The 15,301-nt window shown below is 68.3% G+C and carries 7 protein-coding genes; 6 read left to right on the forward strand and 1 reads right to left on the reverse strand.

Annotated elements, in window-relative coordinates:
• Positions 1-4: 4 nt before the first annotated feature.
• Positions 5-643 (forward strand): histidine phosphatase family protein, encoded by a 639-nt coding sequence (locus ACZ7J0_RS04635; RefSeq protein WP_470883910.1) that lies wholly within the window; start codon positions 5-7, stop codon positions 641-643.
• 32 nt (positions 644-675) lie between these two features.
• Here the strand turns inward: ACZ7J0_RS04635 and metG are convergent, their stop codons facing one another.
• Positions 676-2,400, reverse strand: coding sequence for a methionine--tRNA ligase (metG, locus tag ACZ7J0_RS04640; RefSeq protein ID WP_470883912.1), 1,725 nt, complete (start codon positions 2,398-2,400; stop codon positions 676-678).
• A 350-nt stretch (positions 2,401-2,750) separates the two neighbouring features.
• Here metG and ACZ7J0_RS04645 point away from each other — a divergent pair, with 350 nt between their 5' ends.
• The 5 genes from ACZ7J0_RS04645 (at position 2,751) to ACZ7J0_RS04665 (ending at position 15,255) form a co-directional block, all read left to right on the forward strand.
• Complete coding sequence (locus ACZ7J0_RS04645; protein WP_470883914.1) at positions 2,751-4,046, forward strand: nucleotide sugar dehydrogenase; 1,296 nt, start codon at positions 2,751-2,753, stop codon at positions 4,044-4,046.
• Positions 4,047-4,057: 11 nt separating this feature from the next.
• The gene (locus tag ACZ7J0_RS04650) at positions 4,058-4,999 is read left to right on the forward strand and encodes an NAD-dependent epimerase/dehydratase family protein (RefSeq protein ID WP_470883916.1); all 942 of its coding nucleotides are present in this window, start codon (positions 4,058-4,060) and stop codon (positions 4,997-4,999) included.
• A gap of 596 nt (positions 5,000-5,595) precedes the next feature.
• The gene (locus tag ACZ7J0_RS04655; RefSeq protein WP_470883918.1) at positions 5,596-9,039 is read left to right on the forward strand and encodes a helicase-related protein; all 3,444 of its coding nucleotides are present in this window, start codon (positions 5,596-5,598) and stop codon (positions 9,037-9,039) included.
• Positions 9,036-11,825, forward strand: a complete 2,790-nt coding sequence (locus ACZ7J0_RS04660) for a DUF1156 domain-containing protein (protein ID WP_470883919.1) — start codon at positions 9,036-9,038, stop codon at positions 11,823-11,825. The genes ACZ7J0_RS04655 and ACZ7J0_RS04660 overlap by 4 nt, the downstream gene beginning before the upstream one ends.
• A gap of 46 nt (positions 11,826-11,871) precedes the next feature.
• Positions 11,872-15,255: a Swt1 family HEPN domain-containing protein gene (locus tag ACZ7J0_RS04665; protein ID WP_470883921.1), complete on the forward strand. Its 3,384-nt coding sequence runs from the start codon at positions 11,872-11,874 to the stop codon at positions 15,253-15,255.
• The last annotated feature ends 46 nt before the right edge of the window (positions 15,256-15,301 follow it).

The following is a 15,301-nucleotide window of genomic DNA, read 5'->3' on the forward strand; positions in this document are numbered from 1 at the left end:
CGCCATGAGCGCCCAGCACATCTACCTGATCAAGCACGGCGAGACGGAGGAGAACCTCCAGGGCATCCACCAGGGCCGCGCGGTCGGCGGTCGGCTCAGCGAGCGCGGGCGCGCCGACATACGGTGGGTCGGCGCGTGCCTCGCGGCGGCCGGGATCGCCGTGGAACAGATGCTTGTCAGCCCGATGTTCCGTTGTCTGGAGTCGGCCGAGATTCTCACCGCCGCGCTCGCCCCGGCCGATGTCCGCGTCGACGAGCGTCTGACCGCCAAGGACAGTGGTCACCTCGGGGGCCGGCCCAGGGAACTCGCCGCTGCCGAGGCCGCTCACCACGGTGTGCCGATCCACCGGCTCCGCACGCCGGGCGGCGAGTCGTCGGAGGACGTCCAGGCCCGCTACGTGGGTCTCTGGGACGAGGTTTGCTCCGAGGGACGGCGAACGACCGTCCTCGTCGGGCACGGTGGGGGCATCGCCTGCCTGCTGCTGTGGCTCACCGGGAACGGCTTCGACCGGTACCTCCAGCACGTGCCCGGGTCCGCAGGGGTCACGCGCGTGGAGATGGGCGGTCCGGCTCCGCGCGTGCAGCTCATGAACGTCTCGCCCGCGGACCTGCCCGCCCTCATCCACTCCCGTACCGCCCGATGAGAGTCGGGGCGGTACGGGCGCGGGGATGCCTGTCAGACCTCCGGGGCGCCGCCGAAGCGCTCCCGGTAGGACTCCAGATCCTCCTCCGTGATCTTCGCGAAGAGCACCGGCGGCACGGTGAACGCGGTGCCGGCCGGGACGGTGTCCAGGGACTTGGCCTGCTCGGCAGTCACCCAGGTCGCGGTGTCGTTCTCCAGAGCGAAGGCCCCGCGCATGGCGGCGGTCGAGGTCGGGATGAACGGCTCGGAGACGACCGCGTACAGGTGGATCAGGTTCATCGCGGTACGGAGCGTCAGCGCGGCGCCCTCGGCGTCGGTCTTGATCTCCAGCCAGGGCGCCTTCTCCTCCAGGTAGGAGTTGCCCGCGGACCACAGCGCACGCAGGGCAGCGGCGGCCTTGCGGAACTGGAGGGCCTCCATCTGCTCCTCGTACTCGCCGAGCAGCCGTGCGATCTCCTCGCCGAGCTTCGCCTCCGCCTCGCCGGCGGCATGCCCTGCCGGGACCTCGTCGCCGAACCGCTTGCGGGAGAAAGACAGCACGCGGTTGACGAAGTTGCCGAGAGTGTCGGCCAGGTCCTTGTTCACCGTGGCGGTGAAGTGCTCCCACGTGAAGGAGGAGTCGTCCGACTCGGGGGCGTTGGCGATCAGGAAGTAGCGCCAGTAGTCGCCGGGCAGGATCTCCAGGGCCGCGTCGGTGAACACTCCGCGCTTCTGGGAGGTGGAGAACTTGCCGCCGTAGAACGTCAGCCAGTTGAAGCCCTTGACGACGTCGACCTTCTTCCAGGGCTCGCGCACGCCGAGCTCGGTGGCCGGGAACATCACGGTGTGGAAGGGGACGTTGTCCTTGGCCATGAACTGCGTGTACCGGACGGTGTCGTCGGCCTCGTACCACCACGACTTCCAGTCGCGGGTCTCACCGTCGGAGGCGGCGTCCGCCCACTCCTTCGTCGCGCCGATGTACTCGATCGGGGCGTCGAACCAGACGTAGAAGACCTTGCCCTCGGCCGCGAGCTCCGGCCAGGTGTCAGCCGGGACGGGCACACCCCAGTCGAGGTCTCGGGTGATGGCGCGGTCGTTCAGGCCCTCGGTCAGCCACTTGCGGGCGATGGACGTGGACAGGTGCGGCCACTCCGCGCTGACGGTGGCGATCCACTCCTCGACCTCGGGCTGGAGCTTGGACTGCAGCAGGAAGAGGTGCTTGGTCTCACGGACCTCCAGGTCCGTGGAACCGCTGATCGCCGAGCGCGGGTCGATCAGGTCGGTCGGGTCGAGGACGCGCGTGCAGTTCTCGCACTGGTCACCGCGGGCCTTGTCGTAGCCGCAGTGCGGGCAGGTGCCCTCGACGTAGCGGTCCGGCAGGAAGCGGCCGTCGACCGGCGAGTACACCTGGCGGATCGCCCGCTCCTCGATGAAGCCGTTCTCGTTCAGCTTGCGCGCGAAGTGCTGGGTGATCTCGACGTTCTGCTGCGAGGAGCTGCGCCCGAAGTAGTCGAAGGCCAGGTCGAAACCGTCGTACACGGCCTTCTGCGCGTCGTGCGCCTGCGCGCAGAACTCGGCGACGGACAGGCCGGCCTCCTTGGCCGCCAGCTCGGCCGGCGTGCCGTGCTCGTCGGTGGCGCAGATGTAGAGGACGTCGTGGCCACGCTGGCGGAGGTACCGGGAGTACACGTCCGCCGGAAGCATCGACCCGACCATGTTGCCCAGGTGCTTGATCCCGTTGATGTAGGGAAGCGCGCTGGTTACCAGGTGTCGAGCCATCCTTGGATGCTCCATTTCGTACGTACGGCGCCGGTGGCGCTGCCACGGCGGGCCCAGGTCGGGAGGCCGCAGCCGACGCGATCACTCCGATCGCACGTCGACGTCACTCACGGTGACGGAACGGGACTGCAAGCCACCGTCATCGTATCGAACCGGGGGTGGGGCCAGCCCGCAGGTTTTCCCGCCTCTCCTTGCCGAGCCCGAAAAGCACTCGGCCGTCCGAGACAGGCGGCCAAGCGAGTCCCGGACGGCCGAGGCGGTCCCCATCTTACGGCCACCGCTCATCGCGGATCCCGCGCCGCGCGTACGTCCCCGCTCCCCCAGCCCCCGACTCCAGCGAGGTGGACCGCATGATCAGGAATCACGAGCCCCGTCGACTCCGCGTCGTCGTCGTGGGGCAGGGATACGTCGGGCTCCCGCTGGCGGTTCGAGCCGCCGAGGTCGGGCACCACGTCGTCGGCCTCGACGTGGACGCCGGGCGGATCAAGCGGCTCGTGCTCGGCGAGTCATACGTCGAGGACATCTCGGACCGGCGGCTGGCACCGCTCCTCGCTGCCGGCGTCTACCAGCCGACCGTCGACCCGGCCGACTGCGCCGGACTCGACGTGGCGGTCGTCACCGTCCCGACGCCGCTGCGCGACGGCACGCCGGACCTGTCGCACGTCGAGGACGCGGCACGGACGCTCGGCCGCCACCTCACTCGCGGAGCGACCGTCGTCCTGGAGTCGACCACGTACCCCGGGACGACCGAGGAGGTGTTCCGCCCGCTCCTCGAACGCGGTTCCGGGCTGACCGCCGGCCGTGACTTCCACCTCGGCTACAGCCCGGAGCGCATCGATCCCGGGAACCCCACCTGGAGGCTGGAGAACACACCCAAGGTCATCTCGGGCATCACCCCGTCCTCCATGGAGTCGGTCCGCGACTTCTACGCGTCTCTCGTCGACACGGTCGTCCCCGTTGCCAGCTGCAAGGAGGCGGAGCTCACCAAACTCCTCGAGAACACCTTCCGGCACGTCAACATCGCCCTCGCCAACGAGCTGGCGATCTTCGCCCACGACCTGGGCATCGACGTCTGGGCGGCCATCGACGCGGCTTCCACCAAACCCTTCGGGTTCATGCGCTTCACCCCCGGCCCCGGGGTCGGAGGCCACTGCCTGCCTGTCGACCCCTCGTACCTGTCGTGGCGGGTCGAGCGGACCCTGGGGCAGAACTTCCGCTTCGTCGAGCTGGCGAACGACGTCAACAACCACATGCCCGACTACGTGGTGCGGCGTCTCGTCGCGGGCCTCAACGAGCGGGGGAAGCCGCTCAAGGGCTCCCGGATCTTGCTGCTCGGTCTGGCGTACAAGGCCAACACCGGGGACGCCCGCGAGACGCCGGCGGCCCGCATCGCCGAACTCCTCGCCGACATGGGCGCCGAGGTCCAGGCCGCCGACCCCCATGTCCTGGACGACGCTCACCCGCGCGCCGCCGGCCTACAGGGCCTCCAACGGGTCGAGGTGACCGCCGGCCTGCTCGCGACGGTCGACGCCGTCGTCCTCCTCGCGGACCACGACGCCTTCGACTACCCCCTGATCAGCGCGCACTCCCCGTACATCCTCGACTGCCGCCGCCAGCTCACCGGCGCCCACGTCGACTCTCTCTGAAGGGAACCACCGTGAAGATAGTGATCACCGGCGGCGCCGGATTCATCGGCAGCAACCTCGTCCACGCCCTGACCGAGCAACCCCGCGTCTCCAGGCTCCGGGTCGTCGACAACCTTTCCACCGGAGACAAGGCGAACCTCGCCGGCCTCGACGTGGAGTTCTTCGAGGGAGACGTCCAGGACGCCACCCTCCTCGACCGGGCGTTCTGCGGCGCCGACGCCGTCGTCCACCTGGCCGCGCTCCCCTCCGTGCCGCGCTCCCTGCGAGACCCCCTGGCCAGCCACCACGCCAACGCGACCGGCACCCTCCAGGTCCTCGAAGGCGCCCGCCGTGCCGGCGGCCCGCACGTGATCGCCTCCTCCTCGTCCTCCGTCTACGGCGCCAACCCCCACCTGCCGAAGCACGAGGACCTCGCCTCCGCCCCGATGAGCCCGTACGCGGTCACCAAGCTCGCGACGGAGGCGTACCTGAGCGCCTACCACCACAGCTTCGACCTGCCGGTCCTCCCCTTCCGCTTCTTCAACGTCTACGGCCCCGGCCAGCGCGCCGACCACGCCTACGCCGCCGTCATCCCGAAGTGGATCAGCGCCACCCTCGCCGGCCAGCCGGTGACCATCCACGGCGACGGGACCCAGACCCGCGACTTCACCTACGTGGGCACGGTCTGCGACGTCCTCACCGACGCCCTCCTCCGTCGGGTCGTAGACCCCCGCCCGGTGAACCTGGCCTTTGGTACCCGAACCTCCCTGGTGGACCTAATACCGGAGATCGAGATGGCCACGGGCCGACGTGTCCTGCGGGAGAACGTGCCGGGTCGGCTCGGGGACGTTCCCCACTCGCAGGCCGACCACACCCGCCTGCGAGCGACTTTCCCGACGGTGGTAGCCGTGGCGCTTCGAGAGGGGGTCTCCGCCACAGTGGATTGGTGCCGTCGAGATCTCACCATGAGGTAGCCACCACACCAACCCAGAACCGTACTGGTTACATAGCGCTCCGGCGGAGGTTCTGGGGGCCTTGGAATCCGCCTTCGCTGATCTTGGAGTGCCGTGTGCGGATCCTCTCCCCCTGCCTTGGGGCCGCGAGACCGAGTTGACGATCCAGCCCCCAAAACCCTCGCGCAGTATGGCTGAGTGAGCCCTGCGCTTGGCGTGCATAGGTGCAGGTCGTTTGGAAGCGTAGGCCTGGAAATTCCTGGGCTGGCCTCGACCTGTGGAGTTCAAGGCGGACACGGTCCCGCCGCAATAATCACAGCCCGGAGCGATCGGATCACCTACTGTCGCAGACGCCGCCGCCTACTCGGCCGAGAAGCCGGGGACGTAGAGGATCTCTCAGCGTCCCGCTTGGTGGCCTCGGGCCACAGAGAAGGCGAGTCATAACAAGTCATCTGCATCTCGGCACTCAGGAGCTTCCAACTGGGGCATCATTGGATTTTGCATACGCATGACCACGCGGTTTTCAGTCGGCAGGAGGCTTGAGGATGTCTAGACCAGGCTCCCTCCGTCTTGAAGAGCTCACGTCTGGCACGGTGGTGGAAGGCATCACCCCCGACGTGCCCGTCGCAATCGTCGCGCTGCAGATGTTCGGAGCAGCCGCTGCCCAGGTGACGTACCGCCGTCCCGACGGCACCGTGGAGGAGACGATCCTCTACGAGGAGGATGTACACCGGCTGGCTGAAGTGACACCAGGGGCACAGGGCGGCGGCTTCGACGCGGATCCCGGGCTGTTCCGGCTGGCATCTGAGGCCCTGCGAATCAGGATGGCGGCGCGCGGCGACGCCATGCTCGCCGTATCCACAAGCCTTCTCGACCCGCTGCCTCATCAGATCCAGGCCGTCTACAACGAGCTGCTGCCACGCACACCACTGCGTTTCCTCCTCGCCGACGACCCCGGCGCAGGTAAGACGATCATGGCCGGGCTCTACATCAAGGAGCTGGCGCTCCGTGGCGACCTGGAGCGCTGCCTGATCGTCACGCCCGGCGGACTGGTCGAGCAGTGGCAGGACGAGCTGCTGGAGAAGTTCGGCCTCGACTTCACCCTGCTAACCCGGCAGCTGATCGACACGACGATCGACGGCAACGTCTTCGACCGGCATCCGCGGCTCATCGCGCGCATGGACGGCCTGGCCCGCTCCGACGATCTGAAGCGGCTGCTCGGGGAGAGCGGCTGGGACCTGGTCGTCGTCGACGAGGCACACCGGATGAGCGCCAGCTACTTCGGTACGGAGCTGAAGACCACCAAGCGTTATGAGCTGGGCCGCCTCCTCGGCCGCCTCACCCGGCACCTGCTCCTGATGACCGCCACCCCGCACGCGGGCAAGGAGGAGGACTTCCAGCTGTTCATGACCCTGCTGGACAGCGACCGCTTCAGTGGCCGGTACCGGGCGGGTATCCACCGACACGACGTCTCCGGGCTGATGCGCCGCATGATCAAGGAGGACCTGCTCACCTTCGACGGCCGCAGGCTCTTCCCCGAGCGTCGCGCCTACACCGTCCCCTATGACCTCTCGCGCGCTGAGCAGGAGCTGTACGAGCAGGTCACGGAGTACGTCCGCCAGGAAATGAACCGGGCGGAACGGCTGGACGGGCGCCGCGGCAACCAGGTCGGTTTCGCACTCACCATCCTCCAGCGCCGTCTCGCCTCGAGTCCGGCGGCGATCCACCGTTCCCTGGAACGCAGGCGGCTGCGGCTGGAGGCCAGGCGCCAGGAGATGCTGTCGGGTCAGCCCTTGGCCGTGTCCAATGCCGTGCCTGTCCCGTCCGTCCCGGCCGAGGACGAGCTGGACGACCTGACCGGCGGTGAGCTGGAGGAGTTGGAGGAGCAGGTCGTCGACGCCGCGACTGCCGCCCGCACCCTCCAGGAGCTGGAGCTGGAGATCGCCGCGCTGCGCGAGCTGGAGGGTCTCGCGGGGCGGGTGCTGGCTTCCGGCGACGACCGCAAGTGGCGGGAGCTGTCCGGGTTGCTCGAAGACGAACCGCTGATGCGGGACGAGCAGGGCGTGCCGCGCAAACTGATCGTCTTTACCGAGCACCGCGACACCCTGGATTACCTGTGCCGCCGTATCAGGAACCTGATAGGCCGCCCTGAGGCGGTCGTCTCCATCCACGGCGGCACCCCGCGCCCGCATCGCCGCGACATCCGTGACGCCTTCAACCAGGACCCCGAGGTCCGCGTCCTCATCGCCACCGACGCCGCCGGCGAGGGCCTGAACCTCCAGCGCGCCCACCTCATGGTCAACTACGACCTGCCGTGGAACCCCAACCGCATCGAGCAGCGCTTCGGCCGCATCCACCGCATCGGCCAGACCGAGGTATGCCACCTGTGGAACCTGGTCGCCGCCGACACCCGCGAGGGCCAGGTCTTCCAACGGCTCCTCGACAAGATCGAACAGCAGTCGAAGGCGTACGACGGCAAGGTCTACAACGTTCTGGGCGAACTTTTCGAGGGCGAACCGCTGCGCGGTCTCCTCCTCCAGGCCATCCGCTATGGCGACCAGCCCGAGATCAAGAGCAGGCTCGACCAGGTCATCGATGCCCGGGTCGGCGAGCGCGCCGTCGACCTGATCAAGGGTCTGGCACTCGACGCCCATGTGATGGGCTTGGAAGACGTCCAGGCGGTACGGCTACGGATGGAGGAGGCCCAGGCCAAGCGGCTGCACCCGCACTATGTGCGGGCCTTCTTCCGCGACGCCTTCGATCGCCTCGGCGGCCACCTGAGGGCCCGGGAAAGCGGCCGGTACGAGATCACCCACATACCCGCCGTCCTGCGTGACGCGGGGCGCTTCGGGCAGGGCCTCGGGGGGGTCGTGCAGCGGCGCTACGAGCGGGTCTGCTTCGACCGGGATCGCGTCACCATGCCGGGCGCCGCCCGCGCTGACCTAATCGCCCCCGGGCACCCGCTCTTCGAGGCCGTACTGGAGGAAACGGTCCACCGTCACGGCGACCTGCTCACCCGGGGCACGGTCCTCGTCGATGCCTCCGACGCAGGCACCCGCCCTCGGCTGCTGACCGCGCTGGTCCAGGACGTCGTCGACGGTCACCGCCGCTCGGTCGACCGCTCCTTCGCCTTCGTGGAACTCCACCCCGACAGCACTGCACACGACGCCGGCCCTGCCCCTTACCTCGACTACCGCCCGCCCACCCCCCGCGAGGCTGAAGCCGCGGCGGTCCTACTCAAGGAGGACTGGCTGCGCGACGGCGGCCCCGCCCGCGCGATGGAGTGGGCCGTGCGGGAGGCGGTACCCCAGCACCTCGCCCGCACCCGGGAACGCCTCCTGCCGGTAATCGACCGCACTCGGGCCCAGGTAGAGCAACGCCTCCGTCAGGAGATCAGCTTCTGGTACGCCCAGGCCGGGAAACTCGAACTCGACCTCGCCGAGGGCAAGAAGGTCCGCCACCGCCCCGAGACCGCTCGGGCTTGGGCCGAGGACCTTGAACGGCGCCGCGAGCAGCGCTTCGCCGCCCTCGACAAGGACCAGGCGCTCCAGGCCCGGCCGCCCGTCGTAGCCGGCTGCGCCCTCGTCGTGCCCATTGGCTGGCTCGCCCGCAACCTCGGCCCTGCCGAGACTCCGGCGGAGAGGGCCGTACTGGACGCGCTGCACGCCGCCGACGGCTACGAGACCGATCGCAGAGCCGTCGCTGCGGTGCTCGGTGCCGAGCGCGGCCTGGGCCGCGTTCCCGAGGAGATGGCGCACAATAATCCCGGCTACGACATCCGCTCCCTTACGCTTGACGGTCACCTCGTGCACATCGAGGTCAAGGGCCGCAAGGTGGGCGCGGAACACTTCTACGTCAGCCGTAACGAGGTCCTCGTCGCCAAGAACAGGGGCGAACACCACCGTCTCGCCCTGGTCTCCGTCAGCCCACACGGCCCGGAGCACGACGAGATTCGCTACCTCATCGACGCTTTCGCCGACACCGACTTCGGCGATCTGAAGACCGAGGGTCTCCTGCTGTCGTGGCAGGACGCCTGGATCAAGGGAGGAAACCCGCAGTGAGCGGTGCAACGGAAGAGACGGCCCCGGACCGCCGCACGAAGCTCATCGAGGTCTCCCTCCCTTTGGAGGCGATCAACAGGGAGTCGGCGCGGGAGAAGTCCATCCGCCATGGACATCCGTCCACGCTCCACCTGTGGTGGGCCCGGCGTCCCTTGGCCGCGGCCCGCGCGATACTGTTCGCGCAGCTCGTCGACGACCCGTCCGCCCGGCCCGACCTGTACCCCGGCGAGGAGGAGCAGAAGGCTGCGCGGCAGAAGCTGTTCGACCTCATCGAGGAGATGGTCCCGTGGGAGGCCACGCGTGACGAGCGCATCATGCGCAAGGTCCGCGAAAAGATCGCCGAGTCCAACGGCGGCTCGGTCCCGCCTGTACTCGATCCCTTCGCAGGCGGCGGCACGATTCCGCTGGAGGCGCATCGGCTCGGCCTCGAGGCGCACGCCAGCGACCTGAATCCCGTGCCGGTCGTCATCAACAAGGCGCTGATTGAGATTCCGCCCCGGTGGGCGGGGCGGCAGCCTGTCTCCCCGAACGCCGAGCTGCGCACCGACGACTGGCCCGGGGCGAGCGGGCTTGCTGAGGATGTGCGTCAGTACGGGAAGTGGATGCGGGATCAGGCACACGCTCGTATTGGCGGCCACTACCCGATGGCCAAGTTGGAAGACGGCAGCAAGGCTGCGGTCATTGCGTGGTTGTGGGCGCGGACGGTGACCTGTCCCAACCCAGCCTGTGGTGTGGAGATGCCGTTGGTGCGGTCGTTCTGGCTGAGCAAGAAGAAGGACCGGCCCGCGTACGTCGTCCCCGAGACCGAGGGCGGGAGGGTGACGTTCAGGATCGGCGGGCCCAAGGGCGAGCCGCGCGACGGAACCGTAGATGGCAAGGGTGCCGAGTGCCTGGTATGCGGTGACCGAGCCACTCTGAAGTATGTTCGGGCCGAGGGTGTGGCCGGACGGATGGGCGCGGTGATGATGGCCGTGGTCGCGGAGGGAAACCGGAGGCGGGTGTATCTGCCGCCGACGACGGAGCACATGGGGGCGGCGGATGTGGGGCAGCCGGCTGACGTGCCGGAGTCCGAACTGCCCGACCAGGCACTGGGGTTCCGGGTGCAGGGATACGGGATGCGTAAGCACGCTGACCTGTTCACGAACCGGCAGCTACTTGCCTTGACCACGTTCAGTGATCAGGTCGGCGAGGCCCGTAAGAGGGTCGAGCGGGACGCGCGGGATGCGGGTATGGGGGATGGCGAGGCGGTCGAGTACGGGAAAGCGGTGGCAACTTATCTCGGCTTTGCCGTCAGTCGGATTTCAGATTATGCGGCGACGACCACCACCTGGGCGAGCAATCCTCAGATGGAGATTCTTCGCGGCACTTTCGCTCGCCAAACCCTCTCCATGACTTGGGATTTCGCTGAAGGGAACGTGTTCGGTCCGTCATCGGGCACTTTGGAGATCATGCTGGCGGCGATCGGTAAGACTCTGGACGCCCTGCCTGCTCTGGATAGGGAAGGCCAAGCTGCGCAAGCCGATGCCACCACCCGCTCGTACGACAACTACGTCATCAACACCGACCCCCCTTACTACGACAACATCGGCTACGCCGACCTCGCCGACTTCTTCTATGTCTGGCTCCGCCGATCGCTCCGCGATGTCTACCCCGAGGTCATGAGCACGATCCTTACCCCCAAGGAGCCCGAGCTCATTGCCACCCCCTACCGTCACAACGGAAACTGGGAAGCCGCTGAACGACACTTCGAGCGCGGGTTCGTCGAGACGTTCTCGCATATGCGTGCGGGGCATCACCCGGACTACCCGCTTGCCGTGTACTACGCGTTTAAGCAGTCGGAGACCGATGCCGTCGATGGCACCGCGTCGACCGGTTGGGAGACGCTGCTGAGCGGCCTGATCGAGGCCGGCTGGTCGGTCACCGGAACCTGGCCGGTCCGCACGGAGCGCACTGGCCGTTCCCGCGACATCGGTTCCAACGCCCTCGCTTCCTCCGTGGTCCTTGCCTGCCGCCCCCGCCACATCACCGCCGGCACCACCGACCGCCGCGGTTTCCTCCGCGCCCTGCGCAGTGAACTCCCGGACAAGTTGCGGAAGTTGCAGGAGGGCAACCTGGCCCCGGTCGACCTCCCTCAGTCTGCGATCGGCCCGGGTATCGCCGTCTTCTCCCGGTACGCGAAAGTCACCGAGCCCGACGGCTCATCGATGCGCGTACGCACCGCTCTCGGGCTCATCAACGACGTGCTGGCCGACGTACTCAACGAGCAGGAGGGTGAGTTCGACCAGGACACCCGATGGGCGATCCGCTGGTTCGAGCAGTTCCAGTGGGGGAAGGGCGCCTTCGGGGACGCCGAGACCCTGGCGAAGGCGTACAACGTGTCGGTGAAGGGGCTCCAGGATGCCCACATCACCAATTCTGGGGACAGCAAGGTGTGGCTCCTTGCCCCGGCAGACCTGCCGGAGTCGTACGACCCGGAGACCGACGCACGGATCTCCGTATGGGAGGCGGCCATGCATCTGTCCCGACTGCTGGAGGGCAAGGGCTCCGGGTCCGGTCTGGGGCCGGCCGGTGAGCTGCTCGCCGGGATTCGGCGGCGCGGGGAGTTCGACGAGGACACCATCCGCGACCTGGCCCATCTTCTGTACAGCATCTGCGACCGGCGCCGGTGGTCGGAGAGCGGACAGCGGTTCAACAACCTGGCCAGTGCCTGGTCCGACCTTCAGACAGAGGCCCGCGCTGCCGAGAAGCGCGGACCGAGCAAGCCCACGCACCAGCCTCTCTTCTGAACGCCCGCACGACATTCCACGGCCGGAAAGGCAGGACACCCGCACCATGGCGGTGAGCAACCGAGACCGCGTCCAGCGCATGATCGAGACTCTCGCGGAGGGGCTGCTGCCCTTCATAGAACGGGAGATGGTCAAGCGGCAGGGCGATACCTGGTTCGAGGACGCGGAGAGCGATGCCAGGAGCCAGGGCAAGCAGATCGGAAAGCAGGATCCGCAGTTTCTGCTGAATCTTCTTCAGCGGTACTGGAGCACCTACTTCCGGCATCTGCTGCCGGGCAGCGCCCGCGGCTTCGCCAGCGAGCTGAACGACGTACGCAACCGATGGGCGCACAGCGCGTCGTTCTCTGCCGACGACACCCTGCGTGCGCTGGACACGGGGGAACGGTTGCTGCAGGCCGTGCATGCGGATGCCAAGCTCGTCGACGAGATCCGGCAGTCCCGGCAGATGCTGCAACGCCAGGTGACCGAGGAAGAGACCAAAAAGGCGGCCCGCCGTGCGCGTGCCGTGCCGAGCGTGGCCGCCGAGGGGCTGAGGCCCTGGCGCGAGGTACTCACCCCGCACCCGGACGTGGCACGCGGTGACTTCAACGCCTCCGAGTTCGCCGCCGACCTGTGGCGGGTGGCGCGCGGTGAGGGTGCCGCCGAGTACACCGAGCCGGAGGAGTTCTTCCAGCGGACGTATCTCACCGAGGGCCTCGAAGAACTGCTCACCAAGTCGCTGCGCCGGATCAGCGGCGACTCGAACGCTTCGCCCGTCATCAACCTCCAGACCAACTTCGGCGGCGGTAAGACCCACTCGATGATGGCGCTGTACCACCTGTACGCGCCGGGCCTGAAGATGAGTCGGCTTCCTCAGGACCTGCAGGAGCTGATCGCCGCCGCACCCGGCGGCGGACTGCCCGGCGGTCCGGTGCACCGAGCTGTGCTGGTCGGCAACGAACTGGGCATCGGACAGGCCGATGTCAAGCCCGACGGCACCACGGTCAACACCATGTGGGGCCAGCTCGCCTGGGGACTCGGCGGTAGGCAGGCGTACGACATCATCGCCGAGGCGGACCGCACCAGCACCAGCCCCGGCACTGCCCTGCTCCAGGACCTGATCGCCGCCTACGCACCCTGTGTCATCCTCATCGACGAATGGGTGCAGTACGCGGGCCCGCTGCTCGGCAACGACGGCCTGACCGCCGGCTCCTTCGAGACGCACTTCTCCTTCGCCCAGTCCCTGACCGAGGCCGTTGCCTCCGTCGACGGGGCCCAGCTGCTGGTGTCCATCCCGGCCTCCACGACCGGCGAGATCAGCGCCGCCGACCAGTACGACATCGGCGGGGAGAACAACCGGATCGCGCTGGAGCGTCTGCAGAACGTCGTCCACCGCAAGGCCGACGCGTGGCGGCCCGCCAGCTCCGACGAGTCCTTCGAAATCGTGCGCCGCCGCCTCTTTCAGACCCCCACCAGCGAGGTCCAGGCCGAGATCAACAAGGTGGCGCGGCTGTACGTGCAGTTCTACGGCACGGAGAAGCGCGAGTTCCCGGCCGGCTGCGACACCATGGGCTACGAGCGGCGGATCAAGTCGACGTACCCGATCCACCCGGAGCTGTTCGCCCGGCTCTACGAGGATTGGTCCACGCTTCCGAAGTTCCAGCGCACCCGGGGCGTGCTGCGGCTGATGAGCACCGTCATCCACGCCCTGTGGCGGGACCAGAACCAGAGCCCCATGATCATGCCCGGTGACGTGCCGATACACGACACCCGCGTCAACCAGGAGCTGACGTACTACCTGGAGGACCGCTGGAAGCCGATCATCGACGCCGACGTCGACGGGCCTGACTCCACCCCGGCCGCCGTCGACGCCGAGAAGACGGTCCTCGGCCAGCGCGGCATGAGCCGCCGTGTCGCTCGTACCGTCTTCATGGGCTCCGCGCCCCGCGTGAACGCCGCCCGCAAGGGCCTGTCCGAGGCGCACATCCGGCTCGGCATGGCCATCCCGGGCGAGCCGCTGGGCAACTTCCGCACCGCCCTCAACGCCCTCGCCGACCGCTCCACCTACCTCTACGGCGACGGCGAACGCCACTGGTACGACACCCACGCCAACATCACCCGCACCGCCAAGGACGAGGCCGAGAAGCTCCTCGATGACCCCGACAAGGTGTGGGCGGACGTGGTGCGCCGGCTCAGCCCCCTGCAGAGCGTGCGGGGCAACTTCAACGGCGTCCACGTCGCTCCCCTGCCTGCCAGTGAGATCGCGGACAACGACACCGCCCGCCTGGTCCTGCTGCACCCCCGCTTCACCCACCGCAGCGCCAAGGGAGTGCCCGACACCGACGCCCTGCACTTTGCGCAGGAGGCCCTCGACCAGTACCGCTCGGGGACCCGTCAGCACCGCAACGCACTCGTCTTCCTCGCACCCGACCGCAAGGAGATCGAGGAGGTCGCCGAGGCCGTCCGTGAGTACCTGGGCTGGAAGGAGGTCCTCCAGCGGCACGTCCAGCTCGACCTGACGGACAGCCAGAAGACGCAGGCCAGGACCCGTATGGAGAGGGCCGACGAAACGGTGGGCCTCCGCCTCGCCAAGGCCTACAGGTGGATCCTCATCCCCGAGCAGACACCCGGAGCCAAGATCGAGTGGGTCGACATCAAGGTCGACCTGTCCACCATCGACGACGCCGCCCCCCACGTCGGCGATCGCCTCAAGCGCGAGGGCATGCTCTACCTCCAGCAGGCCCCCGCCGTCCTCCACCAGCGCATCACGGACGCGCTGGCCCAGGACTGGAACCGCGACGGCCACATCTCCGTCGGCCGCCTGTGGGAGCTGCACACCAAGTACCCCTACATGAACCGGCTGCGCGACCGCAGCGTCCTCGACCAGGGCATCGAGGACGTCCTGAACCACATCACCTGGGAGAATGACGGCTTCGCCCTCGCCACCGGCCACGACCCCGCCACCGGCCGCTACCAGGGCCTTGTCCTGCCCTGCCGGGGAGTCTCGTTCGGACAGACCACAGACGGCACCCTCCTCGTGCGGGCCGACATTGCCCTCGCTCAGGAGACGGCCGACATCGCCGCGGCCGCCGCCCGACGACCGGAACCGGCCGATCCACACGAGACCGACGACAACCACACCGGCCAGGGCGCCGGCGGTGGGACGCCGACACGTCCCACGTCAAGTGCCCCGGCTCCCGCCCTGGCCCCGCTGCCCCGGGTCCCGACCCGCTTCTACGCCCACGCCCGCCTTGACACCGAGCAGTACAGCAAGCAGGCCACCAAGTACGCCTTCGAGATCCTCCAGCATCTCGAAGCCGTCGGCGCCGACGTCGAGATCACGGTCGAGATCCAGGCGACCGCGCCGGGCGGCTTCCCTGCGGACAAGGTGCGCACCCTCACCGAGAATGCCAACACCCTGAAACTGCAAGCTCACTTCGAGGAGGAGTAAGGCCGACGGGCCGGGCCGGGGCGGCACTCACCCGGCCCGGCCTGAT

It is taken from the genome of Streptomyces sp. NPDC038280 (assembly GCF_055600045.1).